The sequence below is a fragment of the Streptacidiphilus albus JL83 genome (assembly GCF_000744705.1).
GTDB classification, from domain to species: Bacteria; Actinomycetota; Actinomycetes; order Streptomycetales; family Streptomycetaceae; genus Streptacidiphilus; species Streptacidiphilus albus.
In genome coordinates this window covers 5,634,460-5,653,349 of the sequence record NZ_JQML01000001.1, presented here as the reverse complement: position 1 = coordinate 5,653,349, position 18,890 = coordinate 5,634,460, and the positions used below count along the sequence as shown (strand labels likewise).

The window sequence follows — 18,890 nt, the reverse complement described above, 5'->3', positions numbered from 1 at the left end:
CCTAGCGCTTCTTGTTCGTCTTGCGGCGGCGGACGATGTACTTGTTGGACGCCTTCTTCGGCGAACGAGTACGACCCTCCTTCTGACCCCACGGCGAAACCGGGTGGCGACCACCGGAGGTCTTACCCTCACCACCACCGTGCGGGTGGTCGATCGGGTTCATGGCGACACCACGCACGGTCGGGCGAACGCCCTTCCAGCGCATACGGCCGGCCTTGCCCCAGTTGATGTTCGACTGCTCGGCGTTGCCGACCTCGCCAATGGTGGCGCGGCAGCGGGCGTCGACCAGGCGGACCTCGCCGGAAGGCATGCGGAGGTGGGCGTAGACGCCCTCCTTCGCGAGCAGCTGCACGGAGGAACCCGCGGAACGGGCGATCTTCGCGCCGCCGCCGGGCCGGAGCTCGATGGCGTGGATGACCGTACCGACCGGGATGTTGCGCAGCGGCAGGTTGTTGCCGGGCTTGATGTCGGCCGTGGGGCCGTTCTCAACCCGGTCGCCCTGGCCAAGCTTGGCCGGAGCGATGATGTAGCGCTTCTCGCCGTCTGCGTAGTGCAGCAGCGCGATGCGTGCGGTGCGGTTGGGGTCGTACTCGATGTGAGCGACCTTGGCCGGAACGCCGTCCTTGTCGTGACGACGGAAGTCGATGACGCGGTACGCACGCTTGTGACCGCCACCCTGGTGGCGAACAGTGATGCGACCGGTGTTGTTACGACCGCCCTTGCTGTGCAGGGGGCGGACCAGCGACTTCTCCGGCTCGGACCGCGTGATCTCGACGAAGTCGGCAACGCTGGAGCCACGACGGCCCGGCGTTGTCGGCTTGTACTTGCGGATGCCCATGGCTTCTTCTGTCCTCGTCCGTTTCGGTTATCCGACTCGCCGTCAGGCGGAGGTCGGAGCCCCGAAGATGTCGATGGGCTTGCTGCCCTCTGCCAGCGTCACGATGGCGCGCTTGGTGTCCTTGCGCTTGCCGAAACCGGTCTTGGAGCGCTTGCGCTTGCCCTGACGGTTGATCGTGTTGACGTTGGCAACCTTGACCGCGAAGACCGCCTCGACGGCCTGCTTGATCTGGGTCTTGTTGGAGCCCGGCGCCACGATGAACGTGTACTTGCCCTCGTCGAGGAGCGCGTAGCTCTTCTCCGAGATGACCGGCTTGACCAGGACGTCACGGGGGTCCGTGAACGTCTTGCTGGTGATCGTTGCGTCGCTCATCAGGCGTCGCTCCCTTCGAGCTCGCTCGAGGAGGCAACGGCCTTCGCGGACGCGGCAGGGCCGCTCACGAAGCGCTCGAAGGCGGCCTGGGTGAAGACCACATCGTCGGAGACGAGCACGTCGTAGGTGTTCAGCTGACCGGCGTCCAGGATGTGCACCTCGGGCAGGTTGCGGGCGCTCTTGATCGCCAGCTCGTCGTCGCGCTCGACGACGAGGAGGACGTTCTTGCGCTCGCTGATCTTGCCGATCAGGGTGCGGGCAGCCTTGGTGGACGGCGCCTCGCCCGCGGTCACGCCGGTGATGACGTGGATGCGGGAGTTGTGCGCCCGGTCGGTGAGGGCGCCACGGAGCGCGGCGGCCTTCATCTTCTTGGGGGTCCGCTGCGAGTAGTCGCGCGGCTGGGGGCCGTGCACGACGCCACCGCCGGCGAACTGCGGAGCGCGGGTCGAGCCCTGACGGGCGCGGCCGGTGCCCTTCTGGCGGTACGGCTTGCGGCCGCCGCCACGGACCTCGGCGCGGGTCTTGGTCTTGTGCGTGCCCTGGCGGGCCGCAGCCAGCTGGGCGACGACGACCTGGTGGATCAGCGGAATGCTGACCTTCGCGTCGAAGATCTCGGCCGGCAGCTCAACGGTGCCGACAGTCTCACCCGCAGGGGAGAGAACGTTGATGGTGCTCATTGCTTCAGGCCCCCTTCGCCGCAGTGCGGACCAGGATGAGGCCGCCGTTCGGACCGGGGATTGCGCCCTTGATGAGCAGCAGGCCCTTCTCCGCGTCAACGGCGTGGATGGTCAGGTTCTGGGTGGTCACACGCTCGTGTCCCATGCGACCGGCCATCTTCATGCCCTTGAACACGCGACCCGGGGTGGCGCAGCCACCGATCGAGCCGGGCGAACGGTGCTTGCGCTGCACACCGTGGCCGGCGCCCAGACCGTGGAAGTTGTGGCGCTTCATGACACCCGCGAAGCCCTTGCCCTTGCTGGTACCGGTCACGTCGACCTTGATACCGGCCTCGAACACCTCAGCGGTGATCTCCTGGCCCAGGGTGTACTCGGCGGCGTCGCTGGTGCGCAGCTCGACGAGGTGGCGACGGGGGGTGACGCCGGCCTTGGCGAAGTGGCCCGCGAGGGGCTTGTTCACCTTGCGCGGGTCGATCTCGCCGAAGCCGATCTGCACGGCGTCGTAGCCGGTGCCATCAGCGGTGTGGACCTGGGTCACGACATTGGGCCCGGCCTTGACGACGGTCACCGGAACGATCCGGTTGTTCTCGTCCCAGACCTGGGTCATGCCGAGCTTCTCGCCCAGGATGCCCTTCATCTGCTTAGCCATCTTCGCTCAGCCCCTTCAGAGCTTGATCTCGATGTCGACGCCGGCCGGGAGGTCGAGTCGCATCAGAGAGTCAACGGTCTTGGGGGTCGGGTCGAGGATGTCGATCAGACGCTTGTGCGTGCGCATCTCGAAGTGCTCGCGCGAGTCCTTGTACTTGTGCGGCGAGCGGATGACGCAGTACACGTTCTTCTCAGTGGGCAGTGGCACCGGGCCCGCAACCTGCGCACCAGTACGCGTCACCGTCTCGACGATCTTCTTCGCCGAGGAGTCGATGACCTCGTGGTCGTAGGCCTTGAGCCGGATGCGGATCTTCTGTCCCGCCATGGCTTCTCAGTAGTCCTTCTGTGTCGTCTTGCTGCTTCTGCGGCCGGGTCCCCCGGGTGGAGGCCCCAGTGGCGTTCCTTCGACCCACGCGGTCGGGCGTGTCGCGCTGCCCGCCATAAAAAATCCTTGGTCGAACTCTCGGCCCACACTGGTGCGACTGTGAGGTCGACACCGGGGCGAAACGCCGGATCGAGCGCCTGCTTGCCCTTCCCGGAAGATTCCCGTACGTCCGCGCCGCAGCTGCCGCGCTTCGTCAACATCAACTAGGCAACGGCCGTACACGGGCACGACGAGTACTGTGGGACTTGCTTCCGGTCCCCCGCCGACCTGAAGGCGGAGACGCGCAGCATCGGCACTCAACCGAGCAACTTGAACAGTGTGCCATACCAGACAGAGGCGACGCCAATCCGGGCCGATGAGGCTACCCATCGGGGCGCTGTTGTCAAACCTGCGCGGCCGCCGGCACGGGAGCCTCGGCGACGACGCCGGGACGGTTCGGCATCCGCCTGATCATCGCCAGCAGCAGCACGAAGCCGGCCCGGCCCAGGTAGACCATGGCCTTCACCGGGGAGGCGCTGGGGGTTCCGGTGGTGCGCTCGCGCATCGCGACCGGCACCTGGCGCACGGTGAAGCCGCAGCGGATCGCGCCGACCATGCTCTCCACGGTGTCACCCAGGTACTCCACCGGGTACCAGCGCGCGAAGAAGGCGATCAGGTGCTTGTTGCAGGCCCGGAAGCCGGAGGTGGTGTCGGTCAGCTTGGTACGCGCTATCCGGGAGAGCACCCCGGACAGCAGCCGCATCGCCCACTTCCGCGGACCGCGGACGCTGTAGTCGCCGGCCCCGGCGAAGCGCGCGCCGATCGCCAGGTCGCAGTGGTCCAGCGCCTTCAGCAACTCGGGTACGTAGGACGGGTCGTGCTGACCGTCCGCGTCGACCTGGATCGCCACGTCGTAGTCGTGCTCGTGGGCGTAGCGGTAGCCGAGGCGCATGGCCCCGCCCACGCCGAGGTTGTACGGCAGCCGCACCACCGTGGCGCCCGCCGCCGCCGCGACCCGGGCGGTGTCGTCGAGCGAGCCGTCGTCCACGACCAGGGCGTCGACGCCCGGGAGCTTGGTCTGGATCTCCTTGAGGACCATCGGCAGGCCCTCTGACTCGTTCCAGGCGGGCAGGATGATCAGGACGCGCTGTTCCGGGTTCATACCTGGACCTCGTGCTCTTCCCGGCCCTCGGCGGACTGCTCGGTCGGCTGCAGGGACTCGATGAGGAGGGAGTGCTGATTGACCTTGCTGCGCACCAGGGCGACTTCCTCGGACAGTATCCGGGTCTCGGCCTCCAGTCGGCTCGCCTCCCAGCTGAGGTGCAGACAGACCATCAGCAGCAGGACGAACCCGGCGAAGAGCACCAGGCTCGCGCCGTTCGCCACGCCCAGCCGCCGCGCCACCCCGTTGAGCAGGGTCGGGAAGAAGCCGAGCGGAACCGTGACGACACCGATCGTCAGCCAGATGACCGCGTACTTCTCCCGAAGCTGCTGACGGCGCAGCAGCTCCAGGATGCATGCCATCACCACCACGCTGGTGATGGAGGTGAGCACGGAAAGTTGCACGGAAGTCGCGCCTTTCACCTGGAAGTCGACTAGAGGGATTCGGTGGCCCGGGGCCTTGCCGCCCGGCCGGGTGCCGGCGTGTCGGCGGCCCCGTGGGGACGCGCGGTGCGCCTGGACTCGCGCCAGATGAGACCCAGCAGCAGCACGGCCGTACTGAGCGAACCCAGGAAGTATGACACCTCCACCCTCAGCGCGACCGATCCGGGCACACAGGTGACACCCAGCAGCACTGCCGTGCCGAAGGCCCAGCCGGCCAACTGCAGCACATGCCGTCCCATGGCCACCAGTGCCTGTCCGAGGACCATGGCGAGCATGTAGAACATCGTCCCGGCCGAGAACCAGAAGAGGTCCATCGGGCCGAGCACCGGCGGGGCGCCCATGAAGGTGCGCAGCAGCCAGGGTCCGATCAGCACCGCCGGCACCGCGCCGAGCACCCCGAGGCCGCCGACCACGCCGCAGGTCTGCACCAGCATCTTCCGGAACCCGGGCCCGTCCCCCGAGGTCGCGGCCGTGGAGAGGCCGGTCATCAGGGTCGGCTGGAGCGAGCCGAAGACGAACAGCGGCACCCGGCACAGCACCCCGGCGTTGAGGATCGCCACCTGGAGGTTGGTGTCCAGCGGGGCCAGCACCCCGGTGGCGAGCACCGCGGCGTTCACCACCACCTGGGCCAGCAGCGAGGAGGTGATCAGCAGTCCGGTGTTCTGGAACAGCTCCGACCAGCGCATCTGGGGTCCGGCCGAGCAGCCCCTGAGCATGGCCGGCAGGGTGCACAGCACCGCTCCCAGCGGCGCGACCGCCAGCACCAGCGCGAAGTCCAGCGCCGAGTGCGAGCCGCCCAGCAGCAGCGCCAGCGCCAGCACGATCCGCAGTCCGCCGTCGATGCCGAGCGAGACCCCGTAGGCGTTGAAGCGCCCCAGTCCGGCCAGCACGCCGCGGGTGGCGAAGGCCAGCCCCATGCCGGCCATGGCCGCGGCGAAGGCCCAGAGCAGCTCGGTCTGGCCGTGCAGGAAGACCCTGGCGACCGGCCCGGCGAACAGGGCGATGGCCAGGGCGAAGACCGCGATGATGCCCAGGGTGACCACGGTCGCCCGGCGCACCACCGGCATGATCCCGTCGCCGCGCACCGCCCGGGCCGCGACCACCCGGGTGAGCTCCTGCTCGACCGGGAAGAAGAGGCCCAGGGTGAGCGTCATGATCAGCGACCAGAGCGCGGACACCGCGGCCCTCGGGTCGCCGGTCAGGGCGTGGTTCGCGGCGGCGATCTGGATGTACGAGGCCGCCCCGAGGACCAGGGTCCCGCCGATGATCAGGTGGGTACCCGGCGGGACGACGCTCAGCACACGAGCGATCTTCTTGTTCATTGCGGTTCGATTCTTTATCGCTGCTCGGCCGGCTGGAGGCGTCCCGGCTGCAGGGCCTGGAAGGCCGGGCGCCGGAGCGCCTCCTCCACGCCGGAGCGCCAGTCGGGGAGCGGCGCCAGGCCGGCCCTGGCCCAGCTGTCGTGGCCCAGCACGCTGTAGCGGGGCCGCCGGGCGGCCCGGACGTACGCGGTGGAGGTGGTCGGCCGGATCCGCTCGGGATCGAGGCCGGACAGCCCGAGCACCGCGCGGGCCAGGCCGAACCAGGTGGTGGCCCCGGAGGCGGTGCCGTGGTAGATCCCGGCCGGGGCGTCGCCCCGAAGGGCGGCCCGGCCGAGCTCCGCCAGCTTCCCCGCCAGCTGGAGCGACCAGGTGGGCTGGCCCCGCTGGTCCTGGACGACGTCGATGGTGGGCCGTTCGGCGGCCAGCCGGAGCATGGTCGCCGGGAAGTTCTTGCCGTGCTCACCGTAGAGCCAGGCGGTGCGGACCACATAGCCCCGGCTCGGCAGCAGCCCGGTGACGGCCTGCTCCCCCAGCAGCTTGGTCCGGCCGTAGGCGTTCAGCGGGCCGGTCCTGGCGTGCTCCGGGTACGGCATGGTGGCCGATCCGTCGAACACGTAGTCGCTGGAGACATGGAGCAGCAGTGCACTGCGGGCGCCACAGGCCGCGGCGAGGTTGTGCACCCCGGCGGCGTTGACGGCCGCCGCGGCGGCCTCCCCCTCCGGGGTCTCCGCGCCGTCCACGTCGGTCCAGCCCGCGGCGTTGACGACGATGTCGTAGTCACCGACGGCGGCGGCGACCGCCTCGGGACGGGTGATGTCGAGGTCGGCCCGGGTCGCCCCGGTGACCTGGACCCCTGGTACCGCAGCGAGAACGGCCAGCAGGTCCTGGCCGAGCATCCCCCCCGCGCCGGTGACCAACCAGCTGCTGTGCTCGGACCGGCTCACGACTCCAGGGCTGCCTTCCGCTTGAGCGGCTCCCACCAGGCGCGGTTGTCGCGGTACCAGGCGATGGTGGCTGCCAGACCGTCCTCGAACCGGACCTGCGGCGAGTAGCCGAGTTCTTCGCTGATCTTGCTGATGTCGAGCGAGTAGCGCAGGTCGTGGCCCTTGCGGTCCTCGACCGGGACGACCATGTCCCATCCGGCGCCGGCCGCGTCCAGCAGCAGGCCGGTGAGCTCCTTGTTGGTGATCTCGGTGCCGCCGCCGATGTTGTAGACCTGGCCGGCCCGGCCCTTGTCCAGCGCCAGGGCGATCCCCCGGCAGTGGTCGGAGACGTGCAGCCAGTCACGGATGTTGCCGCCGTTGCCGTACAGCGGGACCTGCTTGCCGTCGAGCAGGTTGGTGGTGAACAGCGGGATGAGCTTCTCCGGGAACTGGTAGTGCCCGTAGTTGTTGGAGCACCGGGTCACCACCACGTCCATGCCGTGGGTGCGGTGGTAGGCCAGCGCCAGCAGGTCCGAGGCGGCCTTGGAGGCGGAGTAGGGCGAGTTGGGCTGCAGCGACCACTCCTCGGTCCACGAGCCCTCGCTGATCGAGCCGTAGACCTCGTCGGTGGAGACGTGGACGAAGCGGCCGACCCGGTGCTTGCGGGCCGAGTCCAGCAGGACCTGGGTGCCGAGCACGTTGGTGGTGACGAAGGGGCCCGCCCCGGCGATGGAGCGGTCGACATGGGACTCGGCGGCGAAGTGGACCACCGCGTCATGGCCCGGCATGACCTGGTCGACGACGTCCGGGTCGCAGATGTCGCCGCGGACGAAGCTGTAGCCGGGGTGGTGGGCGACCGGCGCGAGGTTCTCCTCGACGCCGGAGTAGGTGAGCTTGTCCAGGACGGTGATCCGGAGCGAGTCGTCAGCGCCGAGCAACTGCCGTACGAACTCCGAACCGATGAAGCCGGCGCCGCCGGTCACGAGGATACGCATAGTACGGGCATCATACGGGGCCGGAAGGATCCCCGGCGGGGGACCGTCGACCCCGGAGCACATAGGCTTCGCCCATGCGTGGAATCCTCTTGGCCGGCGGTACCGGCTCTCGGCTCTGGCCCCTCACCCGGGCCGTGTCGAAGCAGCTCATGCCCGTCTTCGACAAACCGATGGTCTACTACCCGCTGACCACCCTGATGATGGCGGGGATCAGGGAGATCCTGATCATCACCACTCCGCAGGACCAGGACCAGTTCCGGCGCCTGCTCGGGGACGGCTCGCAGTGGGGCCTGCGGTTGGAGTACGCGGTCCAGGAGCGCCCGGAGGGCATCGCCCAGGCGTTCGTGCTGGGAGCCGACTTCATCGGCGACGAGGAGGTGGCGCTGGTCCTCGGCGACAACATCTTCCACGGCAGCGGCCTCGGCACCCGGCTCTCGCTGCAGGGTCCGCTGGTCGGCGGGCGGATCTTCGCCTACCCGGTGGCCGACCCAGCCGCCCTGGGCGTCGTCGAGTTCGACCGCGAGGGCCGGGTGATCTCCATCGAGGAGAAGCCCGAGAAGCCCAAGTCCCGCTACGCCGTCCCCGGCCTGTACTTCTACGACAACAGCGTGGTGGAGGTCGCCCGGACGCTCCAGCCCAGCGCCCGCGGCGAGTTGGAGATCACCGCGGTCAACGAGGTCTACCTGCGGCGCGGGCAGCTCCAGGTCACCGTGCTGGACCGGGGCACCGCCTGGCTGGACACCGGGACCTTCGACTCGCTGGTCCAGGCGTCCGAGTACGTCCGGGTGATGGAGCAGCGCCAGGGGCTGAAGGTCGGCTGCGTGGAGGAGGTCGCCTGGCGGATGGGCTTCCTGGACGACGACCAGCTCCGCGCACTGGCGCAGCCGCTGCTGAAGAGCGGCTACGGCTCCTACCTGATCGAACTGCTGACTGAAGGGCGCACCGCATGAAGATCCGGCCGTTGAGCATCGAGGGCGCCTGGGAGGTCACCTCCCCGCAGCACGGCGACCCGCGCGGCATGTTCATGGAGTACTACCGCTTCGACCACCTCGCCGAGGCGGTCGGCCACCCGCTGCGGCTGGCGCAGGCGAACCTGTCGGTGTCCGCCCGCGGCGTGGTCCGCGGCGTCCACTTCGCCGATGTGCCGCCCGGCCAGGCGAAGTACGTGAGCTGCGTCAGCGGTGCGGTGCTCGACGTGATCGTCGACCTGCGGGTCGGCTCGCCGACCTTCGGCCGGTGGGAGGGCGTGCGGCTGGACGATGTGGACCGCCGCGCGGTCTACCTCTCGGAGGGCCTGGGCCACGGCTTCTGCGCGCTCAGCGAGAGCGCGACGCTGTCCTACTTCTGCTCCGCGACCTACAACCCCACCGGCGAGCACACGGTCCACCCGCTCGACCCGGACCTCGGCATCGAGTGGCCCGCCGACGCGCCCCAGCTGTCCGTGCGCGACGCGGCGGCGCCCTCACTGGCGGAGGCCGTCGCCGGTGGCCTGCTGCCGTCCTACGACGCCGTGCGGGAGTTCACCGCCTCGCTGGACAACGGCTGAGCGGCGTCAGCTCTCGCCCTCGTCGCTGCCGACGGGGGCGGCCGCTGCGGGTGTGGGCTTGAACACCCACGCCCGCAGCAGCAGAAAGCGCAGCAGCGTGGCCAGGACGTTGGCCACGATCAGCGCCCCCAGCTCGACCATCCGGCTCGGCCTGGCATCCCAGTGGTGCAGCAGCGCCAGGGCGCCGCTGCTCAGCCCGAGGCCGATCAGGAAGGCCACGCCGCCCTGCAGCTGGTGCCGCAGCGCGCTCTCCCGGCCGGTGACGCCGAAGGTGAACCGGCGGTTGGCCGCGGTGTTGGCGACCGCGCTCAGCGCCAACGCGATGAGATTGCCGGTCTGCTCCCCCACCACCAGCCTGGCCAGGACGTACAGCCCCAGGTAGAGCAGGGTGCTCAGGACGCCGATGACCGCGAAGACGGGCAGCTGGCTGCGCAGCTTTCCGCCGGAGCCGGAGCCGCCCGGTGCGGCCGCCCCCGCAGCGGTCTGCTGGGCTGTGGAATTCATGGGGTCTCTCCTGGGAGCAGCTGGTAGACGCCGATGCGCCCGTTGTCGTAGACCTTGTGCGCCAGTCCCCCGAGGGCCGGCGACTCCTTGCCGTCAACGCGGTCGACCACGATGAAGCGGACGTGGTACCGCTGGTACAGCTCCGTCAGCAGCCCGGCCGTGGGCCGGTAGATCGCGTCCTGGTTCAGGGCCAGCAGCGACTGGTCCCAGAACGGTGCGCCACCGTTGCCGCCGGCCACGAACTGCGGGTCGTAGCCCCAGCCCTCGACCAGGACCGAGCGCTCCGAGTAGGCGCTCAGCCAGAAGCCCAGAGCGTAGCTGCAGGCCCCGTTGCTCGGGGCGACCGGACCGTTCTGGGTCAGGCAGTGGTCGTTGGTGACCAGCACGTCGCTGCCGCTGCTGTGGTCCCGCACCCAGCGGGCGGCGTCGGCCTGGGAGCCGGACAGCGGCCATTCGCTGGCCCAGCCGTTCCGCGCGGTGTTGACCACGTCCAGCGGCAGCGTCGGCGCACCAGCCACCAGGGCGGCGGTGAGCAGCACCACCAGCCCTCGGCCGCGCAGCCCCGGCAGCACCCGGTGGCCCAGCCGCCACAGCAGGCCGATCACCAGGGCCAGCGCCGCCAGCGCCAGGGCGGCCGCGACCAGGGGCAGCAGCACGGTGTACGGGCGGTTGCCGGAGCGGTCGTGGAACAGCCGGAGCGCGAAGCTCGACCAGCGGGACGCGTAGGCGTGGATGCCGAGGGTGAGCAGCACCACGAAGGCCGCAGTGCCGACACCGAGCAGGGCCTTGGCCCTGCGTGACAGGGCGGCGCGGTCGAAGGCCTCGCAGTAGCCCCAGGCCGAGAGGAAGGCCCCGAAGGCCAGCCCGGCATGGGTGAAGTAGCTCGCGTTCCAGCCGTTGAGGGCGAGGTAGGCGCCGGGTCCGGCGACCGCCCCGCCGAGCAGCATCCACTGGCTGTCGCTGAGGCGCAGCCGTGAGCGCCACAGCAGCGGCAGCATGCCGACCAGCCGTAGCTGGGTGTTGAGCAGCAGCGCCGCGAAGGTCATGGCGACCAGGGCCGCCTGCAGCGCCGCGCCCCGGGAGTGGTCCGGATCGGCCCAGTACTGGCTGATGTTGCTGAGCGGCTGCACCTCCAGCCCGTAGCTCTGGAAGTGGAAGACGACCGCGGTGGCGAACAGCTGCCCGGCGCCGACGATCGCCCCCAGCGCCACGATCCGCCAGGGGATGCGCCGGGTGCGCACCAGGGCTGCCAGCCCGGCCACCGCCAGGGCCGCCAGGGTGACCGGCAGCGAGCTGGCCTTGGCGGCGCTGGAGGCGAAGGCGAACACCGCCACCAGGCCGTACACCCCGGGACCCATGGCCGGGACCCGGCGCAGCCGCTCCGACTGCGGGTCCCGCAGCGCCTCCGCCGCCACCCCGACCAGGGCGAACAGCAGCGGCTGGCTGTAGGTGAGGGAGAGGCTGGCCCAGGCCATGAGCACGACCTGGGGCGAGCCGAAGGGCATGCCGGCCACGGTGAGCGGATAGACCGGGTTGAACTCGCCGATGGTGAAGAGCAGCAGCGCCGCGACCGGTCCCACCCAGGCCCGGCCGGTGATCCGCCAGCCGACCACGGAGGCCACCAGCATCCCCAGCGCGGCCAGGGCGGGCAGCATCAGCCGCATCTCGACCACCGGCAGGTCGAGGTGGCCCACCATGCTGGTCATCGCCATGTGGACGGCGAAGAACCAGTGGTAGCCCAGGGACTCGCCGGAGACCTCCGGCAGGGTCACCGGGAAGCTGTGGGTGGCGTTCCCGGCCAGCGACAGCTGGTAGGGCAGGTCGATGTACTGCCGGGCGGTGGCGCTGCCGGGCAGGATCGGGTTCTCGATGAAGAAGGCGCCGTAGAAGTAGCCGCTGGTGCTGGCCACCACACCGGCCACCGACCAGGACCAGCCCAGCGAGGGCCTGGTGTAGCCGGTGGGCCGCCAGTGCCGGCGCAGCCGGGGCACCAGGGCGTACGGCAGCACCACCACCAGCGGCCAGAGCGTCGCCCAGTGCTGGAGGTGCAGCGGCATCAGCACGGCCCAGGCGGCGAGCTCCAGTGCCAGGCCGGTGCCGGCCCCCAGAGTGAGGTCCTCCACCAGGGTGTGCGGGGTCCGCCGGAGGGTCCGGAAGACCAGGGTTCCGGGCAGCACGACGCCCCAGGCCACGTAACCGGCGTAGCGCAGGATGTCCAGGGCCGGCGTGTGCGCCAGCAGCAGCAGGACGACCAGCAGGCAGATCGCCGCGGCGGCCGGCAGCAGCCGCAGGACCAGGGCCGGGCTGCCGCCGTCCCGGCCCGTGCCCGACGCCCCGGGGCCGTCGGGCACCGGGGCGGTCGTCTCACCGATGCTGTGCTGTGCGCCCATGACCCTGCATTCTGTTCGGGAGGCTACTTGCCGGCACCGGCGGGTGCCTCGGTCGCCGTGTCGGCGGAGTCGTAGCCGATGAAGTAGGAGGGCCGGGACTGCACCGCCGAGTAGATCCGGCCGACGTACTCGCCCAGCAGCCCGAGGCAGATCAGCTGCACGCCGCCGAGGAACAGCATGCCGATGAAGAGCGAGGACCAGCCGGGCACGGTGTCGTTCAGGCAGTACCTGAACGTGGTGTAGACCGCGAGCACCAGGCACACCACGAAGCTCGCCATGCCGAGCCAGGTGGCCAGACGCAGCGGGCTGGCCGAGAAGTTGGTGACGCTGTCGAGCCCGAGCCGGATCATCTTGGACAGCGGGTACTTGGTGGTGCCCGCGACGCGTTCCTCGCGCTCGTAGTAGACCGTGGCGCTGGTGAAGCCGAGCCAGGGCACCAGCAGCCGGTAGACCGGCTGGTTCTCCGGGAGCGACTTCAGCGCGTCCACGGCGGCGCGGCTGAGCAGCCGGAAGTCGCCGGCGTGCGAGGGCATCTTCTTGCCGACCAGCCGCCGCATCAGCCAGTAGTAGGCGGCCGCGGTGGAGCGCTTGAAGAAGGCGTCGGTGCTGCGGTCGGAGCGGACCCCGTAGACGATGTCGCAGCCGCCGTCGCGGGCGAGCTTCAACATCTCCGGGATCTTCTCCGGCGGGTCCTGCAGGTCGGCGTCGATGCTGACGACGTACTCGCCGAAGGCGTTGTGCAGGCCGGCCGTGAGCGCGGCCTGGTGGCCCGAGTTGCGGCGGAAGCGGATGATCCGCAGCTGCGGCCACTCGCGCCGGAGCGCCACCATGAGCTGCGGAGTGGCGTCGGTGCTGCCGTCGTCGACGCCGACGACCTCGTACTCCACGTCCAGTCCGTCGAGGATCGGCCGCAGCCGCTGCACTGTCAGCGGCAGCGCCTCCTCCTCGTTGAAGATGGGGACGACGACGGAGAGCAGCGGCGCCGGCCGGTCATCGCCGACGTGCTCCTGGGTGGACGTACGGTACATCGCTCGCTCCGAACAACGCAGAATCATGGGAGGACCCGCTTCTCGGGCCGTCCTGGAACGGCCGTCCCCGGCCCCGGACCGATCGGCGGGGCGCGGAGGGTACGCGGGGGAACGCTACCAAGTGCTCGAAGCACCCTCAGCCCCGGTATTCCGCCTTCCAGAGGCTGTCGACGGCGCCGGCCAGCGACTGGTGGGGCTCCCAGCCGAGTGCCCGGGCTGCCAGGGCCACGTCCAGGCACTGCCATTCGGTCTCCGCCCCCGGGCCCTCCGGCGCAGTGTTCTCCAGCACCTCGGTGGGCACCCCGCTGACCTCGATCAGCAGCTCCACCATGTGCCGGGCCGAGACGCCCTCGCCGCGGCCGACGTTGACCACCGGCGGCAGTGTCCGCGCCCGGACGGCCGCCAGCACGGCGGCGACGGTGTCGCCCAGCCCGACGAAGTCGCGCTTGGCCGCCAGCGGCGCCAGCGTCAGCTCGGCGGTGCGGGACTCCTCCGCCGCCTCGGCGAGCTTGCGGGCGATGACCCCGAGCAGGCTGTGGCCGGGCTGTCCGGCGCCGACCACGTTGCCGACCCGCAGCACCACGCCGTCCAGGCCGCCGGCCTCGACCGCGTCCAGCACCAGCCGGGTGGCCCTGACCTTGAGCTCCCCGTAGACCATCTGCGGGTGGGTCTCGTCGGACTCGGCCTGCACCGTGCCCACCGGGGTGAGGCCGTACTCGTGCACCGAGCCGAGTTGCACCAGTCGGACCCGCTCCGGCAGCAGGGCCAGGGCCTCGATGACCCGCTGGACCATGCCGACGTTGGCGTCGACCATCTGCTCGTCGTCGAGGCCCCACATTCCGCCGGCGGCGTTGACGACGGTGCCCACGCCCTCCGCGGCGAACAGCGCGGCCAGCTCGGCGGGCGAGCCGCCGACCAGGTCGAAGGCGCGGAAGGAACCGGCCACCGGGACCGTCGGCTCCCTGCGGGCGATCGCCAGCACCGGAAGCCCGCCCTCTGCCAGGGCCTCGCAGAGGGCCCGGCCGATGAACCCGGTGCCGCCGAGCACGGCGACCCGCCGCGGTCCTTCGGCGGACGGGACGGTCGGGACAGCGGTTTCAGTCATTACTCAACTCCGGTCGTGCGGGGCGTCAGCCGTGCAGATTCTGGCGGCGGCGGGCCGGGCCCGCCGCGTAGGTGAGCAGGGTACGGGCCCCGGCGCGCTGGCCGGCCCTGAGGGCGCCCGGCACCAGGGTCAGCGCGTGGATCCGCGAGGACATGTGCAGTCGCGACGCCTTGGCCGCCCTGGTCCAGCCCACCGCGTCCAGCCGCTCGGCCTCGTCCAGGAAGTAGCGCCTCGACTCGGTGAACCGGCTGCCGGAGAAGGCGCTCGCCGAGGAGATGCTGATCGCGTGGCGCCGGTACTGGAAGCAGAGGGTGTCGTCCACGATCATCTGCTCCCCGTCCCGCAGCAGGTCGATGACCAGGGCGAGGTCCTGGATGATCTCCAGGCCGGGACGGAAGCCCATGGCGCGCACCGCGTCGGTGCGCCAGCAGAGGGAGGGGAAGTAGAGCCAGTTGCCGCGCAGCAGGCTGAGCGCCAGGTCCTCGCCGCCGAGCAGCTTCCGGCCGGTGAAGCGGGGCGCGTAGAGCCGGCGCTTGGACTCGTCGGCCAGGGTGGTGCTCGGCCGGCCCGCGCCGTCGATGACCTGGACCCCGGGCTGCACGATCGCCGCTCCCGGGAACTGCGCCAGCGCCGCCCGGACCGTCGCCAGGTAGTTGGGCAGCATGATGTCGTCGGTGCCCATCATGACGAAGTGCTCCGCCCCGACCAGGCCCAGGCACTTGTCGTAGTTCCCGGTGACGCCGAGGTTCTTCTCGTTGCGCTGGTAACTCACCCGGTCGTCGCCGAGGTTCGCGAACCACTCCGGGACCCCGGGCTCCTTGCCGTCGTCGACGACCAGCAGCCGCCAGTCCGGGTCGCTCTGCGCGATCACGCTGTGCACGGCGGCCTGCATCAGCGCGACATCGCCGTAGTAGGGCAGCATGATGTCGATCGTCGTCATAGGGCAGCACCAAGTCGGAGAGGTTGCGCGGACTCTCGGGAAGGGCCTTCAGCGAGCACGGCTGGCTTCCCGCAGGGACACCATCGAACGGTCCAGACCCTTTTTCAACGGCTTGGACAGCGGACGCTCGATGAGACGGTGGATCAGGTAGGCGACGACCACCACGACGGCGAAGGCCGTACCGAGCGAGCCGACCACGCCGAGGCCGTGGCCGAGGCCGAAGTGGATCAGCGTCCAGCCCGCCTCCTGGTGGATCAGGTACAGCGGGTAGGTCAGGGCGCCGGCCACGGTGAGCCACTTCCAGTTGGCCCAGTCGAACAGGCCCAGGGCCGCGGCCAGCACCAGTCCCATGGCCACGGTGAAGCCGGCCGCGACCACGTACCAGTTGAGTCCGTGGTTCAGCACGTTCACGTACATCGCCTCGATCGGCCGGACCTGGGCCAGGGCGATCAGCCAGCTGAATCCGACGATGCCCCAGAGCAGCAGGTTCGGGCCGTACTTGTACATCAGGAAGATCGCCATGCCCGCTATGAAGAAGGGGGCGTACTGCGGCATCGCAATGGTGGTCAGCAGCTCCGACTTGGCCTGGATGCTGAGGATCGCGACGAACATCCAGACCCCGCAGAAGGCGACGACCTTGCGGTAGGTCAGCCCGAACGCGGCCAGCACCCCGAACAGGACGTAGAACCGCAGCTCGGCCCAGAGCGTCCAGTAGACACCGTCGACCTGGCGGATGCCGAGCGGGGTCTCCAGCATGGTCAGGTTGGCCAGGATGGCCTGGGCGTCGAGCCCGTTGGCCGCGCCGTGCCTGATCCAGGCGCCCATGGTGAGCAGCACGGTCGAGGTCAGCAGCACCGCCGCCCAGTACGCCGGGTAGAGCCGGACCACGCGCGAGACGAAGAACTGCCCGACGCTCTTCCCCCAGCAGCTCATGCAGATCACGAAGCCGCTGATGACGAAGAAGAGGTTGACGCCGAGCCAGCCGTAGGCCGCGACGTGGTTGACCGCCGGCATGACCTGGGCGGGGCTGTGGCCGCGCGGCCAGATGCCGCCGATGTCGACGTAGGCCGTCCAGTGGAAGCTGAGCACTCCGAGGGCCGCCATCAGCCGCATGCCGTCGAGGGCGTAGAGGCGCTTCCGCCCCGAGGCGGCGGGGCCGCCCTGCTGCTGCTGGTCCGAGTTCTCGGGACGACCGCGGCGGTCGTCGTGCTTCGCCAGTAGTTCAGCAGAGGACATGGAGTTCGCACTTCCAAGCGGGAGCCGGGGGAACGAGAACGGGACGCCCGGTGTGCGCGTCCGGAGGTACTGGCGGGTTCGGCTTCCGAGATGTCGACCCCGGAGCACAGGACACCGAGGGTACCGGTACTTACACCTGCCCGACAGCAAGCTAACACACCGGCGAACAGCCGCCCTCCGGCCCGGTGCCGAGGAGCCTCTCAGTGCAGCGGGGCATAGAGGACGGTGGCGTTGCGCACCCCGTCCGTATCGAGATCGTCCTGGAGCCGGCTCGCCAGCGCCTGGTTCCCGACGAACAGGGTGGCTCCGTCGGGGCAGATCTGGATCACCGCCCGCAGCTGCGCCAGTGCGGCCTGGTAGGTGGCCTCGGTCCCGGCCGTGGCTCCGATGCCGACCTGCTCCAGCCCCTCGGACAGCGCCCCGAACCGGCCGTTGCGGGCCATGGCGCTGGCGAAGTAGGTGGCCTGCCAGTTCCGGGCGCCGTTGTTCGTGTACAGGATGATCGCGGTACCGGTGGTGCGGGCCAGGTCGCGGCGGAGGAAGGTGTGCACCAGCGGCGCGATGTCCGCGGGCGACTTCCCCTTCGCCCAGGCCCACAGCGAGGTCTGCTTCCACTGCGACGGAGCGTTGTCCACCGACGGCACGCCCCACTGCACCCCGGCGAACAGGCTCAGTGCGACGACCGAGGCCCCGACCGAGAGCAGCGGTTCCCGCAGCCGGACCGGCCACGGGGCGGCCGCAGCGGCCCGGCGGACCGGCCGCAGCAGCCAGCCGGCCGAGCCCAGTCCGACCAGCGAGATGATGAGTCCGGCGGTCGCCATCTTCTCGAAGTAGTAGGAGAGGTGCCCCAGGGTGTGCAGCTGCCAGGCGCCGAAGACGGCGATGACGAACGCACCGCCGACCACGGTGACCCCCAGGATGCTCGCGGTCGCGCCCAGCCTGCGGCCCGCCGACACCACCCCGACCAGCACCACCGCGGTCAGTGCGATCAGCAGCGCGCGGCTCAGCGAGACCTCGTGGCCCGCGGCCTGCGCCTGCTGGCCGACGTCGAAGGAGGAGAGCACGCTGATCAGGCTGGGGGTGATCGCCAGCAGGCCGCCGACGCCGAGCGCGGTGTACAGCGCCACCCGGTGGCCGCGGTGCCGGCGCCAGTACACCAGCAGCCCGCCGAGCAGGGCGATGCCCACGAAGGCGTCGAAGATGTTGTACGCGTAGCCGACCGTGACCAGCGCGGCGCCGGCCACCAGCGCGTACTCGACCAGCCCCATGGCCGGTCGGACCAGCAGCGCGATCGACACCGCCAGGAACGCCAGGCCGACGATCTCCGAGTCGAAGCCGTAGCTCAGCAGCATGCTGAACGGACTGCCGAGGACGATCGCCGCCACCACGGAGCAGACCGCCGCCGCCCGCCAGCCCCGGAGCCGGGGGCCGCCGATCCAGCGCGCACCCCAGATCAGCGACATGCAGAAGACCACGAAGCCGGCCAGGGTGTAGGCGCAGTAGCGGTCGTAGGCCTGCGGGGCGGCGGTCAGCGAGGTGCTGGAGCGGACGAAGACGTCGATCCAGGCGAGCAGGAAGTGCGAGCCCTGCGGATACACCTCGGCGGTGTTCCCGCTGACCGAGGCGTTGGCCGCGGTCTGGTTCAGGAAGAGGTAGCCGCCGACCCGCTCCACGGTGTCGAAGATGGCGAAGTGGGTGACCCGGTCGCCGATCGTCATCTCGGCGTAGCGCCCGGCCGAGGAGACCGCCGTCACCCCGTGCCGGACCAGGTACCCGACGACGGCACCGGTGCCCAGGATGATCGCGTCCGTGCCGCGCACCCGCCACACCAGCCGGAACCGTCGCCGGTCCAGCCAGGCGGCCACGCTGATCGCGGTCAGCAGGACGCCCGAGGCCGGCAGCGGGTTCAGGCCCCACGGCCAGATCGAGGCCAGCAGGCCCAGCGTCATCAGCGCGCCGGCGAGCAGGAAGGCGGCGATCACGATCCGGTCGAGCAGCCCGCCGCCGACCCGGATCAGCCCGGCGATCAGCACCACCAGCAGCGGCAGCACCAGCACGTCGAGGTGGACCAGCCACAGCAGCACCGGGATCAGCCAGGACAGGCCGACCGACCGGGCCAGGGCCAGCGGCCTGCGGGAGTCGTGCTTCGCCGGAACCGAGCCCCCGGGGTCGACCGAGCGGCCGAGCACACGCGGAATTGTCATCTGTCGAGCCATGCCGTTCATGTTCCGGTGAAGGTGGTCCCGATCGAATGGGCTCCCGATCAGTCGGTCGAGCATACTTGCTCGGTTGCCGGGGAAGGGGGCCGAGTCCTCGAACTCCCCCGCCGGATACCGGGCGGCACCGGCCGGGACCAGTCCCCCGGAGGGGTGAAGGCGGCGTCGGTCCGTGCCCCGG

Annotated in this window: 19 protein-coding genes; 2 read left to right on the top strand and 17 right to left on the bottom strand. The window is 70.4% G+C overall.

Annotated elements, in window-relative coordinates; all coding sequences use genetic code 11:
• Window position 1: 1 nt before the first annotated feature.
• From rplB to rfbB, 10 genes are all read right to left on the bottom strand, one after another.
• The gene (rplB, locus tag BS75_RS24730) at window positions 2–838 is read right to left on the bottom strand and encodes a 50S ribosomal protein L2 (protein WP_034089813.1); all 837 of its coding nucleotides are present in this window, start codon (window positions 836–838) and stop codon (window positions 2–4) included.
• Between the two features lie 42 nt (window positions 839–880).
• Window positions 881–1,210: a 50S ribosomal protein L23 gene (gene rplW, locus BS75_RS24725; protein ID WP_034089812.1), complete on the bottom strand. Its 330-nt coding sequence runs from the start codon at window positions 1,208–1,210 to the stop codon at window positions 881–883.
• Complete coding sequence (rplD, locus tag BS75_RS24720) at window positions 1,210–1,887, bottom strand: 50S ribosomal protein L4 (RefSeq protein WP_034089811.1); 678 nt, start codon at window positions 1,885–1,887, stop codon at window positions 1,210–1,212. The genes rplW and rplD overlap by 1 nt, the downstream gene beginning before the upstream one ends.
• Before the next feature lie 4 nt (window positions 1,888–1,891).
• Window positions 1,892–2,536, bottom strand: coding sequence for a 50S ribosomal protein L3 (gene rplC, locus BS75_RS24715; RefSeq protein WP_034089810.1), 645 nt, complete (start codon window positions 2,534–2,536; stop codon window positions 1,892–1,894).
• Between the two features lie 15 nt (window positions 2,537–2,551).
• Complete coding sequence (gene rpsJ / locus BS75_RS24710; protein ID WP_020549238.1) at window positions 2,552–2,860, bottom strand: 30S ribosomal protein S10; 309 nt, start codon at window positions 2,858–2,860, stop codon at window positions 2,552–2,554.
• 442 nt (window positions 2,861–3,302) lie between these two features.
• Window positions 3,303–4,061, bottom strand: a complete 759-nt coding sequence (locus BS75_RS24705; RefSeq protein WP_034089809.1) for a glycosyltransferase family 2 protein — start codon at window positions 4,059–4,061, stop codon at window positions 3,303–3,305.
• A complete protein-coding gene (locus tag BS75_RS24700) occupies window positions 4,058–4,465 on the bottom strand; it encodes a DUF2304 domain-containing protein (RefSeq protein WP_081982557.1) in 408 nt (135 codons plus the stop codon). The genes BS75_RS24705 and BS75_RS24700 overlap by 4 nt, the downstream gene beginning before the upstream one ends.
• Window positions 4,466–4,494: 29 nt before the next feature.
• The gene (locus BS75_RS24695; RefSeq protein WP_052069674.1) at window positions 4,495–5,826 is read right to left on the bottom strand and encodes a hypothetical protein; all 1,332 of its coding nucleotides are present in this window, start codon (window positions 5,824–5,826) and stop codon (window positions 4,495–4,497) included.
• A gap of 14 nt (window positions 5,827–5,840) precedes the next feature.
• Window positions 5,841–6,722, bottom strand: a complete 882-nt coding sequence (gene rfbD / locus BS75_RS24690; RefSeq protein WP_034093711.1) for a dTDP-4-dehydrorhamnose reductase — start codon at window positions 6,720–6,722, stop codon at window positions 5,841–5,843.
• Window positions 6,723–6,766: 44 nt separating this feature from the next.
• Window positions 6,767–7,744: a dTDP-glucose 4,6-dehydratase gene (gene rfbB / locus BS75_RS24685; protein WP_034089808.1), complete on the bottom strand. Its 978-nt coding sequence runs from the start codon at window positions 7,742–7,744 to the stop codon at window positions 6,767–6,769.
• 74 nt (window positions 7,745–7,818) lie between these two features.
• Here rfbB and rfbA point away from each other — a divergent pair, with 74 nt between their 5' ends.
• Window positions 7,819–8,694, top strand: coding sequence for a glucose-1-phosphate thymidylyltransferase RfbA (rfbA, locus tag BS75_RS24680; RefSeq protein ID WP_034089807.1), 876 nt, complete (start codon window positions 7,819–7,821; stop codon window positions 8,692–8,694).
• Window positions 8,691–9,290 (top strand): dTDP-4-dehydrorhamnose 3,5-epimerase family protein, encoded by a 600-nt coding sequence (locus tag BS75_RS24675; RefSeq protein WP_034089806.1) that lies wholly within the window; start codon window positions 8,691–8,693, stop codon window positions 9,288–9,290. Before rfbA ends, BS75_RS24675 begins: the two co-directional genes overlap by 4 nt.
• A 6-nt stretch (window positions 9,291–9,296) precedes the next feature.
• Here BS75_RS24675 and BS75_RS24670 read toward each other — a convergent pair whose 3' ends face one another.
• The 7 genes from BS75_RS24670 to BS75_RS24640 form a co-directional block, all read right to left on the bottom strand.
• Window positions 9,297–9,794, bottom strand: coding sequence for a GtrA family protein (locus tag BS75_RS24670; RefSeq protein ID WP_052069673.1), 498 nt, complete (start codon window positions 9,792–9,794; stop codon window positions 9,297–9,299).
• Entirely contained in the window at window positions 9,791–12,184 is a 2,394-nt protein-coding gene (locus BS75_RS24665; RefSeq protein WP_034089805.1) for a hypothetical protein, read from the bottom strand. The genes BS75_RS24670 and BS75_RS24665 overlap by 4 nt, the downstream gene beginning before the upstream one ends.
• 23 nt (window positions 12,185–12,207) lie before the next feature.
• Window positions 12,208–13,212: a glycosyltransferase family 2 protein gene (locus BS75_RS24660; RefSeq protein WP_042437251.1), complete on the bottom strand. Its 1,005-nt coding sequence runs from the start codon at window positions 13,210–13,212 to the stop codon at window positions 12,208–12,210.
• A 136-nt stretch (window positions 13,213–13,348) separates the two neighbouring features.
• Complete coding sequence (locus BS75_RS24655) at window positions 13,349–14,317, bottom strand: NAD-dependent epimerase/dehydratase family protein (protein ID WP_042437250.1); 969 nt, start codon at window positions 14,315–14,317, stop codon at window positions 13,349–13,351.
• Window positions 14,318–14,342: 25 nt separating this feature from the next.
• Window positions 14,343–15,257 carry a glycosyltransferase family 2 protein gene (locus BS75_RS24650; protein WP_034089804.1) on the bottom strand — a complete coding sequence of 305 codons (915 nt, stop codon included), beginning with the start codon at window positions 15,255–15,257 and terminating at the stop codon, window positions 14,343–14,345.
• A 48-nt stretch (window positions 15,258–15,305) separates the two neighbouring features.
• Window positions 15,306–16,493, bottom strand: a complete 1,188-nt coding sequence (locus tag BS75_RS24645) for an acyltransferase family protein (RefSeq protein WP_052069672.1) — start codon at window positions 16,491–16,493, stop codon at window positions 15,306–15,308.
• Between the two features lie 200 nt (window positions 16,494–16,693).
• Window positions 16,694–18,697: a hypothetical protein gene (locus BS75_RS24640; protein ID WP_152645687.1), complete on the bottom strand. Its 2,004-nt coding sequence runs from the start codon at window positions 18,695–18,697 to the stop codon at window positions 16,694–16,696.
• Window positions 18,698–18,890 lie beyond the last annotated feature (193 nt).

What these genes read in the sequence shown, in the direction of transcription:
- rplB (WP_034089813.1), bottom strand. Translation starts at nt 838, where the DNA reads ATGGGCATCCGCAAGTACAAGCCGACAACGCCGGGCCGTCGTGGCTCC.
- rplW (WP_034089812.1), bottom strand. Translation starts at nt 1,210, where the DNA reads ATGAGCGACGCAACGATCACCAGCAAGACGTTCACGGACCCCCGTGAC.
- rplD (WP_034089811.1), bottom strand. Translation starts at nt 1,887, where the DNA reads ATGAGCACCATCAACGTTCTCTCCCCTGCGGGTGAGACTGTCGGCACC.
- rplC (WP_034089810.1), bottom strand. Translation starts at nt 2,536, where the DNA reads ATGGCTAAGCAGATGAAGGGCATCCTGGGCGAGAAGCTCGGCATGACC.
- rpsJ (WP_020549238.1), bottom strand. Translation starts at nt 2,860, where the DNA reads ATGGCGGGACAGAAGATCCGCATCCGGCTCAAGGCCTACGACCACGAG.
- BS75_RS24705 (WP_034089809.1), bottom strand. Translation starts at nt 4,061, where the DNA reads ATGAACCCGGAACAGCGCGTCCTGATCATCCTGCCCGCCTGGAACGAG.
- BS75_RS24695 (WP_052069674.1), bottom strand. Translation starts at nt 5,826, where the DNA reads ATGAACAAGAAGATCGCTCGTGTGCTGAGCGTCGTCCCGCCGGGTACC.
- rfbD (WP_034093711.1), bottom strand. Translation starts at nt 6,722, where the DNA reads ATGCTCGGCCAGGACCTGCTGGCCGTTCTCGCTGCGGTACCAGGGGTC.
- rfbB (WP_034089808.1), bottom strand. Translation starts at nt 7,744, where the DNA reads ATGCGTATCCTCGTGACCGGCGGCGCCGGCTTCATCGGTTCGGAGTTC.
- rfbA (WP_034089807.1), top strand. Translation starts at nt 7,819, where the DNA reads ATGCGTGGAATCCTCTTGGCCGGCGGTACCGGCTCTCGGCTCTGGCCC.
- BS75_RS24675 (WP_034089806.1), top strand. Translation starts at nt 8,691, where the DNA reads ATGAAGATCCGGCCGTTGAGCATCGAGGGCGCCTGGGAGGTCACCTCC.
- BS75_RS24670 (WP_052069673.1), bottom strand. Translation starts at nt 9,794, where the DNA reads ATGAATTCCACAGCCCAGCAGACCGCTGCGGGGGCGGCCGCACCGGGC.
- BS75_RS24665 (WP_034089805.1), bottom strand. Translation starts at nt 12,184, where the DNA reads ATGGGCGCACAGCACAGCATCGGTGAGACGACCGCCCCGGTGCCCGAC.
- BS75_RS24660 (WP_042437251.1), bottom strand. Translation starts at nt 13,212, where the DNA reads ATGTACCGTACGTCCACCCAGGAGCACGTCGGCGATGACCGGCCGGCG.
- BS75_RS24655 (WP_042437250.1), bottom strand. Translation starts at nt 14,317, where the DNA reads ATGACTGAAACCGCTGTCCCGACCGTCCCGTCCGCCGAAGGACCGCGG.
- BS75_RS24650 (WP_034089804.1), bottom strand. Translation starts at nt 15,257, where the DNA reads ATGACGACGATCGACATCATGCTGCCCTACTACGGCGATGTCGCGCTG.
- BS75_RS24645 (WP_052069672.1), bottom strand. Translation starts at nt 16,493, where the DNA reads ATGTCCTCTGCTGAACTACTGGCGAAGCACGACGACCGCCGCGGTCGT.
- BS75_RS24640 (WP_152645687.1), bottom strand. Translation starts at nt 18,697, where the DNA reads ATGACAATTCCGCGTGTGCTCGGCCGCTCGGTCGACCCCGGGGGCTCG.